This window comes from Paenibacillus sp. 1781tsa1, assembly GCF_024159265.1.
GTDB lineage: Bacteria > Bacillota > Bacilli > Paenibacillales > Paenibacillaceae > Paenibacillus.
Map to the genome: position 1 here is coordinate 2,568,847 of NZ_JAMYWY010000001.1, position 15,607 is coordinate 2,584,453.

At 47.0% G+C, this 15,607-nt stretch carries 16 protein-coding genes; 11 read left to right on the forward strand and 5 right to left on the reverse strand.

Going from position 1 to position 15,607, the window contains the following annotated elements; genetic code table 11:
* The 8 genes from NKT06_RS11570 to NKT06_RS11600 all read left to right on the forward strand — a co-directional run bounded on the left by NKT06_RS11570 (position 1) and on the right by NKT06_RS11600 (position 6,825).
* The gene (locus NKT06_RS11570) at positions 1–1,113 is read left to right on the forward strand and encodes a CobW family GTP-binding protein (protein WP_253433938.1); all 1,113 of its coding nucleotides are present in this window, start codon (positions 1–3) and stop codon (positions 1,111–1,113) included.
* 73 nt (positions 1,114–1,186) lie between these two features.
* Positions 1,187–1,522, forward strand: a complete 336-nt coding sequence (locus tag NKT06_RS11575; protein ID WP_253433942.1) for a four-helix bundle copper-binding protein — start codon at positions 1,187–1,189, stop codon at positions 1,520–1,522.
* Between the two features lie 123 nt (positions 1,523–1,645).
* Positions 1,646–1,780, forward strand: a complete 135-nt coding sequence (locus tag NKT06_RS31680; RefSeq protein ID WP_301289890.1) for a hypothetical protein — start codon at positions 1,646–1,648, stop codon at positions 1,778–1,780.
* 278 nt (positions 1,781–2,058) lie between these two features.
* Positions 2,059–3,789, forward strand: coding sequence for an arginine--tRNA ligase (gene argS / locus NKT06_RS11580; RefSeq protein ID WP_253433945.1), 1,731 nt, complete (start codon positions 2,059–2,061; stop codon positions 3,787–3,789).
* A 6-nt stretch (positions 3,790–3,795) separates the two neighbouring features.
* Positions 3,796–4,851 (forward strand): ATP-binding cassette domain-containing protein, encoded by a 1,056-nt coding sequence (locus NKT06_RS11585; protein WP_253433948.1) that lies wholly within the window; start codon positions 3,796–3,798, stop codon positions 4,849–4,851.
* Positions 4,848–5,558, forward strand: a complete 711-nt coding sequence (locus tag NKT06_RS11590; RefSeq protein ID WP_253433951.1) for a hypothetical protein — start codon at positions 4,848–4,850, stop codon at positions 5,556–5,558. Before NKT06_RS11585 ends, NKT06_RS11590 begins: the two co-directional genes overlap by 4 nt.
* Positions 5,559–5,656: 98 nt before the next feature.
* Positions 5,657–6,202, forward strand: coding sequence for a hypothetical protein (locus tag NKT06_RS11595; protein ID WP_253433955.1), 546 nt, complete (start codon positions 5,657–5,659; stop codon positions 6,200–6,202).
* A complete protein-coding gene (locus NKT06_RS11600; protein ID WP_253433958.1) occupies positions 6,199–6,825 on the forward strand; it encodes a YdcF family protein in 627 nt (208 codons plus the stop codon). Before NKT06_RS11595 ends, NKT06_RS11600 begins: the two co-directional genes overlap by 4 nt.
* A gap of 187 nt (positions 6,826–7,012) precedes the next feature.
* Here the strand turns inward: NKT06_RS11600 and NKT06_RS11605 are convergent, their stop codons facing one another.
* Both NKT06_RS11605 and NKT06_RS11610 read right to left on the reverse strand, forming a co-directional pair.
* On the reverse strand, positions 7,013–9,103 hold the full coding sequence (locus tag NKT06_RS11605) for an ABC transporter ATP-binding protein (RefSeq protein WP_253433961.1): 2,091 nt from the start codon (positions 9,101–9,103) through the stop codon (positions 7,013–7,015).
* A 12-nt stretch (positions 9,104–9,115) separates the two neighbouring features.
* Positions 9,116–10,861: an ABC transporter ATP-binding protein gene (locus NKT06_RS11610; RefSeq protein ID WP_036609220.1), complete on the reverse strand. Its 1,746-nt coding sequence runs from the start codon at positions 10,859–10,861 to the stop codon at positions 9,116–9,118.
* Between the two features lie 485 nt (positions 10,862–11,346).
* Here NKT06_RS11610 and NKT06_RS11615 point away from each other — a divergent pair, with 485 nt between their 5' ends.
* Together NKT06_RS11615 and NKT06_RS11620 are read left to right on the forward strand one after the other, a co-directional pair.
* Positions 11,347–11,652, forward strand: coding sequence for a HesB/YadR/YfhF family protein (locus NKT06_RS11615; protein ID WP_253433966.1), 306 nt, complete (start codon positions 11,347–11,349; stop codon positions 11,650–11,652).
* A 69-nt stretch (positions 11,653–11,721) separates the two neighbouring features.
* A complete protein-coding gene (locus NKT06_RS11620; RefSeq protein ID WP_253433969.1) occupies positions 11,722–12,171 on the forward strand; it encodes an NUDIX domain-containing protein in 450 nt (149 codons plus the stop codon).
* Between the two features lie 96 nt (positions 12,172–12,267).
* Here the strand turns inward: NKT06_RS11620 and NKT06_RS11625 are convergent, their stop codons facing one another.
* The 3 genes from NKT06_RS11625 to NKT06_RS11635 all read right to left on the reverse strand — a co-directional run bounded on the left by NKT06_RS11625 (position 12,268) and on the right by NKT06_RS11635 (position 14,521).
* The gene (locus NKT06_RS11625) at positions 12,268–12,780 is read right to left on the reverse strand and encodes a hypothetical protein (protein WP_036609214.1); all 513 of its coding nucleotides are present in this window, start codon (positions 12,778–12,780) and stop codon (positions 12,268–12,270) included.
* Between the two features lie 293 nt (positions 12,781–13,073).
* Positions 13,074–13,517, reverse strand: a complete 444-nt coding sequence (locus NKT06_RS11630) for a DUF441 domain-containing protein (RefSeq protein WP_017689083.1) — start codon at positions 13,515–13,517, stop codon at positions 13,074–13,076.
* Positions 13,518–13,522: 5 nt separating this feature from the next.
* A complete protein-coding gene (locus NKT06_RS11635) occupies positions 13,523–14,521 on the reverse strand; it encodes a YpdA family putative bacillithiol disulfide reductase (RefSeq protein ID WP_017689082.1) in 999 nt (332 codons plus the stop codon).
* A gap of 178 nt (positions 14,522–14,699) precedes the next feature.
* Between NKT06_RS11635 and NKT06_RS11640 the strand changes: the two genes are divergently transcribed.
* On the forward strand, positions 14,700–15,293 hold the full coding sequence (locus tag NKT06_RS11640; RefSeq protein ID WP_091034982.1) for a DUF2087 domain-containing protein: 594 nt from the start codon (positions 14,700–14,702) through the stop codon (positions 15,291–15,293).
* The last annotated feature ends 314 nt before the right edge of the window (positions 15,294–15,607 follow it).

A 15,607-nucleotide genomic window follows, 5' to 3' on the forward strand; every position in this document is an offset into this window, starting at 1 on the left:
ATGAATGAAACGATTTTAAAAGAACAATCCATACCTGTATATATACTGTCAGGTTTTTTGGGGAGTGGCAAAACAACACTGCTTGTTCAGTTGATCGAACATTGGCAACAGCAGGGTTTGCGTCCCGCAGTGGTCATGAATGAGTTAGGCGAAGTCAATCTGGATGGTCAGATTGTGGATTCCACCGTTCCAATGACAGAGATGTTAGGTGGATGCATCTGTTGTACCGTACGTGGTGACTTGGGATTGCAACTTGCTGATCTCGTTCAGGAGGAATCACCCGATGTGATCGTTATTGAAGCAACCGGTGCGGCGAATCCAATGGAGATTCTGGATGCAGTTACAGAGACCTCACTTTACATGCGATTGGAACTGAAAAGTCTCATTACCGTTGTGGATGCAGCACATCTATCAGGTCTGTATCAGGAGCAGAAGGGGCAGACCTTCAAACTGATGCAGGAGCAGATTCGTTGTGCGTCTGTGCTTCTTTTGAACAAAACGGATCGGGTGAGTGCACAGGAACTGCAAGATCTGGAACAGCTTTTGGCAAAATGGAATGGCTTCGCACCCGTAATTCCTAGGGTCAAATGTGAGGTGGAGATGGATCTGTTGCTTCGTAGCGGGGCAGACGTGCATATACGTGATTCAGCTTCTGAAGCAGGTAAGCCGGCTCACCAAGAGCATCATGTGCATACGGAAACCTGTGGTACACATGGCTGCAATCATGGACATGAACATACACATCATACAGTCCAAGGCGAGGCTACGAATACTGACCCATCCTATAGCCATGACCACGGTCACGAGCATCCCGCTCCTCATGCCTCACACGAACATGTCATGGTCTATACGCATTATTTCAGTCATCCGGTGAACAGCGAGGCGTTTGAACAATTTGTATCCGCACTCCCACGTGATGTGTATCGAGCAAAAGGCATTTTATCATTTAGTGACACGGCGAGCCGCTTCTGGTTCCAGTATGCCTACCGTGAATCGGACTACATGAAGATCACGCCTCAGGGAGAAGTCCCTAATGTTGCTGTGTTTATAGGTGAACATTTTGACCAAACTGTCATTCGTGACCAATTACTGGAATTGGAAGCGATAAAGTAAGTTAGATGATTCAATATTCCTCCCAACTGGGTATTAAGAAGCATAGCAAACTTTGCCTGGGAGGTAACTTTAAATGACACAACAACAATATCAACAATGTATCGATGCTTGCCTGGAGTGCATGAATGCTTGCAACGTATGTTACATATCGAGTCTGAAAGAATATGATCTGGCGATGCTGCGTGATTGTATCCGTTTGAATCGGGAATGTGCGGAGATCTGCAGTTTTGCTGCACAAGCAATGACACGTGGAAGTGATTTCATTGCTGAAATATGCGAATTGTGTGTGAAAGCTTGTGAAGCTTGCGCCGCAGAGTGTGGCAAACACAACCATGATCACTGCCAAGCATGTGCAGAGGCTTGCCGCAGATGTGCCGAAGCTTGCCGGTTGATGGCAGCAGTAGCATAATTACTATTTCACTGGAACATATAATTAAAACCGATAATGACCTTGGTCCCCTGAGGGAAGGCAGTGAAACACAGGCATCTGAGACGATGTGCCTATGTGTTGCCTTTCAGTAGGGGATTTTTAATGCAGGTTGCCAAGTCTGACCGTGGTATGTATAATGAGGGCAATGAATTGAAACGAAGAATATCAATGATCGGGAGAGTAGCCAGATCCATACATGACAGCGAGCCGGGAGAGGTGGAAGCCGGTATGACATGACCTGAGTGAACCGCACCCGTGAGATGGTTATCCGAAAAGATGTACGTATCCCGATTGGGGATAGGCCATATCTGTCTGAGGGTAACCCGGCTTGCGACCGTTATACGCATCGAGCGGAACAGGTCCTACTGGTATGCATGTTGATGCATATTAATAGCAGCTGTTCACCTAGAGTGGTACCGCGGGAACTGTTAAGTCAGCTCTCGTCTCTTATTTAGAGACGGGAGCTTTTTTGTGTTTATTTTCACCCAATAATGATTGGATAAGGAGTGTTTGACATGTTGATGAAGCAGGCTGCGGCCGATATTGCGCCTTTAACGGGATTGAATGAAAAAGAGGTTCTGAGATTACTGGAAGTCCCACCACAAGCGGAGATGGGTGATGCAGCATTCCCTTGTTTTGCATTGGCGAAGTCATTAAAAAAAGCACCGCCAGTTATTGCGATCGAGCTCGCAACTGGATTGCAGGCAGTTGGAATTGAAGCGACTCCCGCCGGGCCGTATGTAAATATCCGCTTTAATCGGGAGGAGCTCGCGCCGAATCTGCTAAAAGAACTGGGGGATGCCGCATTCGGTAAGCTTCAGCTTGGTCAGGGTTCGCGTGTCGTGATTGATATGTCTTCCCCTAACATCGCGAAACCCTTCGGTATCGGACATTTGCGTTCTACTGTAATCGGTGCAGCGCTGTATCGGTTGTATAACGAAGCGGGTTATACCTCCGTAAGTGTGAATCATCTGGGAGACTGGGGAACCCAGTTTGGCAAGCAGATCGCAGCCTACAAACGGTGGGGCAATGATGAAGCGCTGCAGGCAGATCCGATCCGTACGTCCCTGGAACTGTATGTGCGCTTCCACGATGAGGCAGAGAACGATCCTTCTCTGGAGATGGAGGCACGGGAGTGGTTTCGCAAGCTGGAGCAAGGGGATGAAGAAGCACAGCGGTTATGGGCGTTCTTTGTGGAAGTAAGCATGAAGGAATTCAACCGGATGTATGAACGTCTGAATGTACAGTTCGACCATACGTTGGGGGAGAGCTTTTACAATGACAAGATGGGCGCGGTGGTTGAAGAACTCAAGACAAAAGGTTTACTTGAAGAGAGTGATGGAGCACTCGTGGTACGTCTGGAGGACGAGAACATGCCCCCGTGCCTGATTATCAAAAAAGACGGAACAACCATCTATCCTACACGGGATTTGGCTACGGCGGTGTATCGTCATGAGGTGATGAAGGCAGATCGGTTGTTATACGTGGTCGGAGGCGAGCAGAAGCTACATTTCCGGCAGGTATTTGCGGTCCTCTCCCGGATGGGTCATGAATGGTCTGCGAAGTGTGAACATATCCCGTTTGGATTAATGCGTTTTGAGGGACGGAAAATGTCTACCCGTCGTGGTAAAGTCGTCTTTTTGCAGGAAGTGTTGGATGAGGCAGTTGCTCGTGCACTACAGATTATTCAGGAGAAAAACCCGAATCTGGAGAACCCTCAGAAGGTAGCCGAGGCTGTTGGTGTAGGTGCTATTATCTTCGGTGATCTGCGCAATAATCGGTTAAATGATGTGGACTTCTCATTGGAAGATGCCGTGAGTTTTGAAGGAGAGACCGGACCTTATGTGCAATATACCCATGCCCGGATTCAAAGTGTGCTTGCCAAGGCAGAAGAGGCGATACGTGTAGAAAATGAAAACCCTCTGCCTAACCCCAGCCTTGCGGATGGTGAGAATGTAACAGTGACCACTTCATCCAGTATCGGAGATACCGCTTGGGCGTTGCTGAAGCTGCTCGGTGAATATCCCGAGTATTTGGAAAAAGCAATTCATCGAAATGAGCCTTCGGTCATTGCCAAATATACGATAGATGTCGCTCAGGCGTTCAACCGCTTCTATCACGCCGAACGGATCGCGGATGCACCATCTGATATAAGACCCTTCAGGGTGGCATTGGCCAAACGGACTGCCGAACGCCTCGCGTACAGTTTACATTTGCTAGGTGTGCAAGCTCCAGAGCGGATGTGATCCCAGGTGATATGGAGTACACGTGGACTTTTCAAGAAAGCCGATCAAGATGTAGCAGACTCATCAGGTCGAGGTATGTTGCTTCAACAAGTGAGCAAGCGATTAGGTAATGCTCAAGTACTTGATGAAATTAATCTGGAAGTGAAGCAGGGAGAATGTGCTGTGCTTGTTGGCAGAAACGGTTCTGGTAAAAGTACGTTGCTACGTATGTTGGCAGGTATTTTGTTACCCGATACAGGATCGATCCAGCGTACAATGAAGGGTTCTGAAAGGTATGCAGTAGATGGCCTGCCACGTTTACCCTTTACATCTGGAGAGTACTTGTGGGAGATGGGACGGATTCGGGGCATTCGCCCCGAAGTACTGCGTGGGCGGATTAGAGAACTTAGTGAACTTCTATATCTGGATACCGCTATCGATCAGAAGTTACCCTTATTATCGAAGGGCACCCTGCAAAAAGTAAATTTGATTCAGGCCCTGTTACCTGGACCGGGTGGTCTTTTGTTACTGGATGAACCTTTATCAGGCTTGGATATTCCAGCTCAAGAGGCAGTTGTATCCTTATTGGGGCAATGGAAGGATGGAGGGACATGCATCGTTACAGCGTGCCATGAACCGTTGCTTATTGAACGTTTGGCAGACCAGGTGATTGTGTTGAAGAAAGGCCGCGTGCTCCGCTACTGGAGTCGTGAAGATATACTACAAGCTGGCGAACCCGTTGTATGTATTCAAAGTCTGACGGAAGCTGGAGAGGATCTGGCCAACAATCCATCCGTTGTAGAACAACCGGGAGTACTGTCTTTAGTTCGTAATACGAGCTCGGAGAAATCGAAGTCTTGGTTGTGGGATTGGAAAGTGGTTCAGAAATCAGCAGATGATGTTCTCAGAATGATTCTGGCATCTGGAGGTTCGGTTGTGACTGTACAACAGGAAGAAAGTCAATTACATATGGAAAGTCTGCTGGAAGGACAACATCCAGCTGTACATACGAGTCGTGGAGGTGTCACAGAATCTGTGGACTTAAACTCTTCCATGGATGATGCGGGGGGAGAAGCCCAATGATCTATCTGACCCGATATTTGTTAAGGCATCACATTCGCTCACAGAAATATTTTGCACCGGTTATCTTTTATATCATCGCCATGCTGCTAATTTATTCCTACAAACCCAACCCTATTGCGGACAGCTACAGTGTCACGGCTATGCTGTTATTTCTGGCAGCTGCTTGGCTCGGAGTAATGGTGATGAATACCGAACCTGCGAAGCAGGTTCAATTACTGGTCCTTCATGCAGGAAGCAGGCGTAAGGTGGTAACAAGTCAACTCATCTGTGCCTGGATAATGCAATTCCTGCTCACCGCAATCACTGTGCTGTATCCCGTGTTCGCGGGAATGTTCGAGAGACAACCCACAAGTGAGGAGTGGATGATGACCTGGTTAGGACATCTGGGGTTATCGCTACTGGGGTTGGGCATCAGTGTATTCTTTCAAAAGTCATACATTCCCTTGATTAGTCGCAGTATGCCTGCCCTCATTATTGTATTATTACTATCGTTTATCCAAGGTTCCTTAAGCGAACGTTTGCCTGAATCGTTAGAATGGATCGGCCGTATTCTTCCACCAGCCTTTTATCTGGTTCGTGAGATGATGTTATTTGATGAATCAAAGATGAACTCTTTTGTTTCGGTTACGCTGTGGACTGTGATCTATGCATTAGCGTTACTAATCATCCATGTGTGGCTGTCCGGGAGGAGAGATCTGCGGGGTTAGAAGACGTGCTTTCCGATAACTTGAATGTTGCTCTTGGTTTGGTTAGGATAGAGTGACATGGAATGGATAACATCGTACGGTTGAAGGAGGCGCTCGCAATGCAAAATACAGATATCCAGAATGGTGACATGATGGACAGCGAACACTCCAGGGAATTGTTTGCCTATTACGGATTGGCCGTGTACTACGGGCAGGCGCTTGAACAGCAGCTGGTCAATCTGATTTTATTAATGAAAATGTCTCAGGGCAAGGCTGTGTCTGAAGAAGACCTGGAAGATCTGTACGAACGAAAAATGAGCAGTTCACTGGGGCAGCTCATTCATGAAGTACGCCATCATTTTACATTTTCAGAGGAAGAGACTCGCCAGTTGAATGAGTTATGGCAGCAACGTAACCGTATCGTACATCATTATTTCAAGGAACGAATTCACGAGACATTCAGTCCGGAAGGACGATCACGCATGATTAAGGAATTGGAGGATTTCAAAGACCGTGCACAGGAGTTGGAGATCCGTCTCCAGCAATATACGGGTGCCTGGATTGCAGAGCTTGGTCTGGATGCCGAATCCGCAGCAGCTCTGCACACGCTGGAGCGTATGCATACCGAGAGTATGCAAGCAAGGGCTTTGGAAGAGGATGAATGACAAGCAGACGGATAACGAAACGCTGGATATTAATTATAACTCTGGCTGTAGTATTGGTTGGAATCCTGTGGACTGTAGTTACGGCAGTACGTATATCTGCATATACGGATGAGGATTCATCCAGGATATCGGACGCAGCCATCATTCTGGGTGCAGCCGTGGCGGGGGATAACCCTTCACCTGTATTTCGCGAACGTATCGAACACGCGATTGAATTATACCGTCAGGGTAAAGTTCGTAATCTGCTTTTTACAGGCGGGTCAGGTGATGATGGAGAACATACGGAAGCTGAAGTGGGTCAGAAGTATGCCATCGCACATGGAGTAGATCCTGCGGACATTCGCATAGAGACCAAATCCAGAATTACTGAGGAGAATCTGTTCAATTCAATTCCAATTGGTGAACAGGCCGGTTATCACACCTATACAATTGTGAGTGATCCGCTGCATATGAAACGGGCCATGAAGCTGGCTGCCGGGCTGGGTATGGATGCCGTACCATCTCCGACACGAACAACGGCTTATCGAACCTGGCGCAGCAAGTTTCCTTTTCTCGCAAGGGAGACTGTGATGTACATGGGATATACGATCAAAGGATGGATAGACAATCCGCAGCAGCCGTGAGGTTGTGCGCGGATTGTTTTTTTTGTCTGGGGGAAATGAGCAGCTAAGTAACATGGCTCCTGATAAAACTAAAAAACCAATCTACACCGCAATCCCCTAAGGTAGCTGTGTAGATCGGTTTTTGTGTTGCCTGTTTTACGAATTAATCAAAAATGATATGCGCATAACAGATTTCCGTTTTACTAGCTTATGCATTTCCTCCTGCAAAGGAGGCTGATGTTCGAACGGTCTCGCCTGACGGATTCTCGAGCGTTGCGACCGCTGCTGCTTGCGCACCTTGCTGAAGCTGATACATCTTATAATAGCGGCCTTTAAGCTCCATCAGTTCATCATGTGCACCCTGCTCAACGATACGCCCGCGATGCAGAACCAGAATCTGATCTGCTGAACGAATGGTGGAGAGACGGTGAGCAATGATGAAGGTGGTACGTCCTTTTTTGAGGACTTCGAGTGCGTTTTGAATTAAAGCTTCCGTTTCCGTATCGATATTGGCAGTTGCTTCATCCAGAATGAGGATGGCCGGATCAAATGCGAGTGCACGAGCAAAGGAGATTAACTGACGCTGACCAGCAGACAATGTGCTTCCTTTCTCGATGACAGGTTCGTCAAAGCCTTGAGGCAAATGAGCCAGTATACGCTCAGCGCCTACATCACGCAGCGCCTGTTCAATTCGTTCACGGGAGATCTTCTCATCGCCTAGACTGACGTTGGAAGCAATCGTGCCTGTGAACAGATACGGGTCCTGAAGTACAATCCCCATATGCTCGCGAATCCACTGTTTAGGCAGATCCTTAACGTTCTGACCATCGATCGTGATCTTGCCCTTTTGCGGATCATAGAACCGGAACAGCAGGTTGATGATGGAGCTTTTACCCGAACCGGTGTGGCCGACCAGAGCCACCGTCTGACCTTGTGATGCTTTGAACGAAATATTGTTGAGCACATAATCCTTTTTATAGGCAAAGGATACATCGTCGAAGACAACATTCCCTTTGTATCTTGGCATGGAGCCATCGGTTACGGGTTCTCCTTTTTCATCCATCAGCTCAAAGACGCGACCAGCAGATACGAGGGAGGAGTCCAGGTTGGCGAGCTGATTCACCATGCCGGTAATTGGCTGGAACAAACGTCCCAGAACATCAACGAAGGCATACAGAACACCAAGGGAGATAATACTTGTGCCATCCAGCACACTGGAACCGAAGTACCACAGGACCACTGCAAAGGCGATATTCCGTAATACGTTAACCAGGTTGTGTGAGGTGAAGGCATTCAGGTTAAGCATTTTGTTCTGGTGTTTCATATAGTCATCATTCAGATCTTCGAATTCCTGCTTGGTTTGTTTCTGATGGCGGAATACGCGGATGATGGACATCCCCTGAATGGACTCGTTAATGATTGCATTGATCTCACTCAGTCGTGATCGAATGATCGTGTTGTAGCGAGTGGCGAATTTGCGATAGAGCACAATCCATGTAATGAGCATCGGCACGACGAATAATGAGATCAGGCCCAGGCGAACATCGAGCAGGAAGAGTGCGACATACACACCTGTAATCGTGATGATTCCTGAGAAAAAGTTCGAAAGAACGGCAACGAACAGATCCTTGACGGCTTCTGTATCGTTCGTGACCCGTGATACAACTTTACCTGCGGGTAGGTTATCAAAAAAGTGCACCGGCAGTCGCTGAATGTGGGCATACACATCGTTGCGCAGTCTTTGAATGACCTTGTTGGCCGAGGATTGCAGCCAGAAAGTTTTACCAAACTCCATAATGACCGAGATCACAAGGAAGATCATGTAATACACAATTAATTGATAGATGCTGGGCATCTCCGGTTTGTAAAAAGTAAACAGTTCACCAGCGGACAGGGGTGTTGCCGCATATTGGCCTGTTACCTCACCTGCGCGTGTAACCGTGAGGGTTCCATCCGTATATGTGCGGTCCCCGTCAGGTGCGCTTACCGGTTCGTTTACAAAATAAAAACTTCTGCCGGCTTGTAATACCCGCACTTCGGAACCTTTGTTTTCATCCGGTTCGAACAAGCCTTCGCGTTTGTAGTTCTTACCGTTGTAGACTGCGGCTTCATCTGAAGCTGTCGTCTCATAGAAAGGCTGCTCAATCGCGAGCAAGTGATTGTCGATCATGGATTTGGCGATGAACGGCCCGGCAAGCTCGGCCGCAACACCAATGGTAAGCATAATTAATGCAGCAATAAATGTTCCTTTGGCTTTCAAGGCGTAATCAAGCAGCCTTTTGCCTGTATTAGACTTCAATGAATTGACCTCCTACGTGGACAGATTGGACTCGACCTGTTGCCGTTCATACTGTTCACGGTACCAGCCGTTCATGGCTAACAGTTCCTGGTGAGTGCCTTCTTCCGTAATTTTCCCGTGCTCCAGTACGATGATTCGGTCAGCATGTTCAATAGCAGACAGGCGATGAGTCGAGATCAGCGTAGTTTTGCCCGAGCGTTTGTTGCGTATATTTTCAATGATTTTGGCTTCAGTACGTGCATCGACAGCAGATAAGGCATCATCAAGGATCAGAATATCAGGATTAGCAATAAAGGCACGCGCCAGCGATACCCGCTGTTTCTGTCCACCAGACAGAGAGATTCCTTTTTCACCAACGAGTGTATCTAGTCCATCGGATAAAGTCCCCAGATCCCCGTCAAAAGCGGCGGTACGAATGGCTTCCATGATGACTTCATCACTGGCCCCAGGTTGACCAAATTGAATGTTTTGACGAACTGATTTGGAGAAAAGAACTTGTTCCTGTGGTACGTACCCAATCCAGCTGTGCAAGTCATCTTTGGCGATATCCTGAATCGGATGACCCGAGATGCTTAATGTGCCCGAACCGGCAGGGTATTCGTGAAGCAGTTGTTTGAGCAAAGTAGACTTACCGCTACCCGTACGACCCACAACACCCAATGTTTGACCCCGCCGCAGCGAAAAGCTGATATGACTGAGATTGTCGACAGTGGAGCTGGGATAACGGAATGTAACATCCTGCATCGCAATTTCTTCCGGATTCGTAACGTGAGCAGGTTGCTCCACATCTTGGACAGCAGGTTCTACCGATAAAGTTTCGTTGACCCGATCAAGTGAAGCGCTACCGCGCTGCATCAGGTTAATCAATTCGCCGATGGCGAACATGGGCCAGATCATCATCCCCAGGTACATGTTAAACGATACGAGATCCCCCAGGGTAATTTCATTATGAAATACAAGATATATGCCGTAGGCAAGTGCAATCACATAACTGAGTCCAACGAAGAGGCGGATGGTGGGTTCAAATAGGGCATCCATTCTGGCAACAGCCAGATTTTTTCGATACACATCTTCGGTCACGTCGGCGAACCGTTTCTCGTCCAGACGTTCCTGCACATAGGCACGTACAACACGAATACCGGCGATGGATTCCAGCACCTGGTCATTCATATCTCCAAATGCATCCTGTGCCAGGGTGTAACGTTGATGTACAGCTTTACCATAGATCATCATGGCAATGGCGATAAAAGGTAATGGCAGGATTGCCGCCAAGGTTAATTTCCAACTAACCAGGAAACCCATGGCGAACAATACGGTGGCCAGAAAGGCTGTAGAGTCTGTTAAGGTCAGCATGCCGAAGCCTGCTGTAGTGGCAATGGAACGAAGATCATTGGTGGCTCGAGCCATCAGATCTCCTGTTCTGTTTTTCTCAAAAAAGGGAGGAGTCATCCGTAACAAGTGGTCCATAAAGCGTGAACGAAGCAGCCGCTCCACCAGATTGGCACCACCAAACAGTTTGTGCATCCAAACGTATGTAACGAGATAGATAATGATGACTGTTCCCAGAATAAGCAGAATATAACGCGTAAGTGAGGTGCCGGTAATGGAACCGCGCACAATCTCGTCGATGGCATTACCAAGAAGACGAGGAGGCAGCAGTTCGGCAATGCCCACCAGAATAAGCAAGATGACACCGGTTAGGTATCGTTTGCGTTCCAGCCGGAAGAACCAGGCCAGGTTTTTAAGTACAGAGAACAAGTGTTATCCCTTCCTTTCGATGTCCGAGAAATGCAAATTCCGTTCATGAATGCCGAAATGTACCCACAAAAAAAGACATACCGCACGCAGGCGGTATGTCTTCATATAATCATACGGCAGCATGGCTCGGAGAACAGAGCCGCCACCATATATAAGTTCGATTGTGAGTAAACATCACAGAGGTTCTAAAGAAAGACCGCCTGTCATGCCGACTTATGAACGGAATAATGATTTCGGGTGTGCTCCGGTATTTAATTGTGTTTTGAATTGAACAATCATATGTTTGTTAAACACCGTAATCACCCTTTCTTTTTTTGGAAATAAATTCAATGTAGACCTCGTATGTTTGCATCTTAACACCGGCTTTTACAATCTGTCAAACATTTTTCACAATTAATTTTGTCTTTATGTGGGCACTTGGGTTTGTATTCAAGTCCCTGTAGAGATATGATGGAACATATATATACAGAAGGAGCTGACACCAAATGAGTACCATACATGTATCCGATCAAGCTGCTCGCTGGTACAAGGAAGAACTGAATTTGAACGAGGGAGACAGCATTCGATTTTTTGCCCGTTATAGCTCTGGCGGAGGTCTTCACCCTGGATTTTCGCTAGGTATTGCTGTGGAGAAACCAAGACATCCTGCGGATCAAACCGAAGTGTCGGGAATTCAATTCTTTATGGAAGATCACGATTATTGGTATTTGAAAGGGCACCAACTGCATGTGGATATCGTTGATGAAGGTCAGGATATCGAATATCGTTATACTGAAATATCTAATCCTTGAAGTATGCTGCTAGGCAATAGATGAATCACAGGTCGCCACCGGCTTCCGAGTAGGAGGAGGGGATAAGCAGTGAATCTGCCAGCACGAGATTTGGCCCAGTATATCGCAAAACGCTCTCACATTGTTGTAAAAGCGGCGGTGCGGGCTGAGAACGAACAAGGTGAATTACTGCTGATTCAGCATGCGGGGCACGGTCAGTGGCGGTTGCCAGCTGGTGAGATGCGCCCTGGGGAAGCCATTGAAGATGCTGCACATCGGGAGTTATGGGAAGAGACAGGTTGGACTGCTGATACCATGATTCTGGAAGGTCTGTATTCGGGGCCTGATCTTCGGCATATGCATTCGAGCGGAGATGAAGAGTATTATGTCATTGCCCTGTTTCGGACAGTGATCATTCAGGATGATCTTGTGGAGTCGCGTGTAAATAGTGATGCGGGTCTTAAGTTTTTTGCTCTGGAGTCTTTACCACCTCTGAATGAGATTAGCCGAATTCTGTTAGCGCGGGATATTACAGAATAAAATAAGTGTTGACGCAAAAAATGACCTTGGCATCCACGTAAAGTGGGTGACAAGGTCATTTTTTTAAGAATTCGATTCACGTGCTCAGAGCATGAATTATACCTGATCCAGTGGTTCATCATCCATCGCAAAATCAAAATCATCAATATCAAATACCTGTACTGGTGATTCGGACTCAATGATGCGTGCGATCAGTTCAACCTGATCGGTGAGAATCGGGATACTCAGGCGCTGAGATGTCAGCAGTAATTCTGTCTCAATCGGATCGAAATACTCCCCGTACTGTGCCGTATCTATTGCGTTGATAATGGCAATGGATACTTGGTCACCAAATAAAATGGAGGGGCTTTTGGCCCATGGAACAAGTAACGCACGCTCTATTTTTTTCTTATTCAGCGGTTCCTCGAAATAAGAAATCATTTCATTGATTTTGGATTTCACATGCTGATCATCTGCCGGGTTATCCATCATGGGATCAGGACTGGTCTGGAATTCATATAGCTCAAGGATGGTGGTATAAGGAACAATATATTCAACAGGCGCGGGCGGCGCTAACAATTGACCGTAAATGGCCACCATCACGGCTTCTGTAATAAACTGACGTGACATGGTTCCTTAATCCTCCTGCGCCATTAATAGTTGCAAAGTGAATCTATATCTCATGCAACAGCATAACCACAATAGTACGTGTTCAAATATTTCGGCTGAATTCCATATTCGACGTTGATGATGCCTCTAGGCATCCTTCGTAATCAAAAGCGGACTTTTTGAACAACCTCTAATATGCATTATTCTGCTGTAGACTCGTGTACATAATTTGCATGAATAGAAGTATATCACACAACGGAGGGAAATACAGCCAATCTGCAGAGCATGTCAGGTCTCAACGATCACAACCGGCATTAGGATTTGCCCAGTAGCAGTGACAATATTCCTGCAGCAATCAATGGCCCTACAGGCACACCCTTGAACAGGGCAACCCCAAGTACCGTTCCAATCAGCAGTCCTGCGACGATAGTTGGCTGTGTTCCCATCAGCGTAGCGCCGCGTCCTCCGAGATATGCCACCAGTAATCCTACGCCAATGGCGAGCAGTGATTTCCAGTGCAGGAAAGACTCGCCGATCGTCTGCAGACTCATCTTGCCACTGGCAAGAGGTGCCATTACACCAATGGTCAGAATGATAATGCCCAGTGTAAGTCCGTATTTTTCAAGCCATGGAAATGCCTGATTCAGGTTCAGGACTCGTAGCAACAACAGAAATACCATTGCTACGGTCACAGGTGTGTTGCTGCTGATAATCCCGAGAGCCGCAAATACGAGCAACAGCAGGGAAGTCATATCCATTGTTTTCATTTCCCTTCGGTCTGTCCACGTTGTTTGCTAACGATATGTTCCGCAATGTAACGTCCATGCCAGCGCCCGGATTCAATAAAGACTTCATTGGCGTTACGACCCGAAGCGATGACTCCGCCCACATATACACCAGGTACGCTACTTTCCATCGTTTGTGCATCATATAGAGGTTTATCCATATCATCAGACATCTCCACACCTACCGACGTGAGTAGTTGACGATCTGGACGGAAACCGGTCATTGCCAGTACAAAGTCATTATCCAGTTCCCGAGTGGAACCATCCGTGTGTATCAGACGAATCGAATCATCCAATATTTCATTTACGCGTGATTCCAGGTGCAGCGTGATGCGACCTTTTGTCACCATGCTCTCGAATAATGGACGTACCCATGGTTTAATATGCTGGGACAGACCACTGCCGCGATAAACCATATCAATATGTGCTCCGACCCGAACCAGTTCCATGGCTGCGTCCACGGCTGAGTTGCTTCCGCCAATAATGGCGACACGTGTACGGGTATAGGGGTGGGCTTCCCGGAAGTAGTGGGTTACTTTATCTTTATCTTCTCCAGGGATGCCCAGATAGTTAGGATGGTCAAAATAACCGGTAGCTACAACTACATTACGTCCAACATGTACGATGGCCTCCCCGCGGCGATTGAGCGTATGTACCTCAAACGTACCATCATCCTTGCGTTTAATTTCACGGGCTTCCTCATAGTTATGAACACGCAGACCAAAATGTTCGGCTACCCTGCGATAATAGGCAAGTGCTTCATAACGAAACGGTTTATCATTAGGTGTGCTGAACGGAACATTCCCGATCTCAAGCAGCTCGGCTGTGCTGAAAAACTGCATATGGGTTGGATACAGATAAATAGATTGAACGATATTGTATTTCTCAACGATCACAGCGGACAGTCCCAGCCGCTCACATTCAATGGCAGCAGATAGACCGCACGGGCCTCCGCCGATAATAATGACATCTTCCATGTTCTTAATCCTCCTTATTTCAAGCAATATAATCCTACCGTAAATAACGAGCCAATGCCAGTTCAAGCGTGAGTTTAAATTAGACAGGCTTACTTGAATCCCAAGGAGTTGACGCGGAGAGGAGAAAAGACTAATATCAAATTAGATATACATCTAATTGAAAGCGAGATGAACGATGATGCAGCTGGAGAAAATTGTGGCTTATCATAAAGCATTGGCTGACCCGACCCGGCTCCGCATGCTGCTGTTGTTGGCACAGGGTGAACTTCACGGACAGGCACTTGCCGAACGGCTGAATCTGTCACAGCCAACCGTGACACATCATGCATCCAAGCTGAGAGAGGCGGCGCTGATTAAGGAACGACGGGAGAAAAATACAGTGTATTTTACACTCAATCCTTCGTTTATCCGCGAGAATGCACAGGCTTCGGTTGATTTTATCTTTAAGAGAGAGGAGGTTACGGATATGAGTGATGTGAACGAAACATTGAAAGCGTCGGTCATGAGAAATTTTTTCTCCAAAGATGGACGACTGCGTCAGATTCCGGCTCAATACAAGAAAAAACTGATTGTACTTGGTCATCTGGTCGAGCAGCTTGAATTTGGTCGGAAGTATACGGAGAAAGAAATCAATACATTTATAAAGCAATACCATGAAGACTTTGCCACGATTCGGCGGGAATTTATCATGCATCAGTTCATGTATCGGGAAGAGGAGATCTATGAATTGAATCCGAAGGAAATGTGGACACGATGGGATCAGGTCAAATAGAGTAGGCTGGTAAAAAGAATTTGTGCTTGACAACTGCAAAGCGCAGTGTGTAACATAATGGATAATTCTACAAGGGAGGCGATTGTTAATGGCAAACTTAAATGCAGTATACGTTAATTTGAATATGAACAGCGTCTCCGGAACGGATCAAAGCATGTAATTTTGCGTTAGTTGGATAGCAGTATCCATTTTAACGTGAAGTATGTCATGCTCAGATGAAGCCACGGGTGACGCACCCGTGGCTTTTTTGTTTGCCGATAAAAGGGTGTTCCTGAATTGTTTATAGCGGTGGTTAAGTATGCTATCCGGTATAT

Bases quoted from the DNA above. Each gene is read 5' to 3' on its own strand.
- NKT06_RS11640 (WP_091034982.1), top strand. From the start codon at position 14,700: ATGCAGCTGGAGAAAATTGTGGCTTATCATAAAGCATTGGCTGACCCG.
- NKT06_RS11570 (WP_253433938.1), top strand. From the start codon at position 1: ATGAATGAAACGATTTTAAAAGAACAATCCATACCTGTATATATACTG.
- NKT06_RS31680 (WP_301289890.1), top strand. From the start codon at position 1,646: ATGCAGGTTGCCAAGTCTGACCGTGGTATGTATAATGAGGGCAATGAA.
- NKT06_RS11630 (WP_017689083.1), bottom strand. From the start codon at position 13,517: ATGGATATGACTTCCCTGCTGTTGCTCGTATTTGCGGCTCTCGGGATT.
- NKT06_RS11635 (WP_017689082.1), bottom strand. From the start codon at position 14,521: ATGGAAGATGTCATTATTATCGGCGGAGGCCCGTGCGGTCTATCTGCT.
- NKT06_RS11600 (WP_253433958.1), top strand. From the start codon at position 6,199: ATGACAAGCAGACGGATAACGAAACGCTGGATATTAATTATAACTCTG.
- NKT06_RS11575 (WP_253433942.1), top strand. From the start codon at position 1,187: ATGACACAACAACAATATCAACAATGTATCGATGCTTGCCTGGAGTGC.
- NKT06_RS11590 (WP_253433951.1), top strand. From the start codon at position 4,848: ATGATCTATCTGACCCGATATTTGTTAAGGCATCACATTCGCTCACAG.
- NKT06_RS11595 (WP_253433955.1), top strand. From the start codon at position 5,657: ATGCAAAATACAGATATCCAGAATGGTGACATGATGGACAGCGAACAC.
- argS (WP_253433945.1), top strand. From the start codon at position 2,059: ATGTTGATGAAGCAGGCTGCGGCCGATATTGCGCCTTTAACGGGATTG.
- NKT06_RS11625 (WP_036609214.1), bottom strand. From the start codon at position 12,780: ATGTCACGTCAGTTTATTACAGAAGCCGTGATGGTGGCCATTTACGGT.
- NKT06_RS11615 (WP_253433966.1), top strand. From the start codon at position 11,347: ATGAGTACCATACATGTATCCGATCAAGCTGCTCGCTGGTACAAGGAA.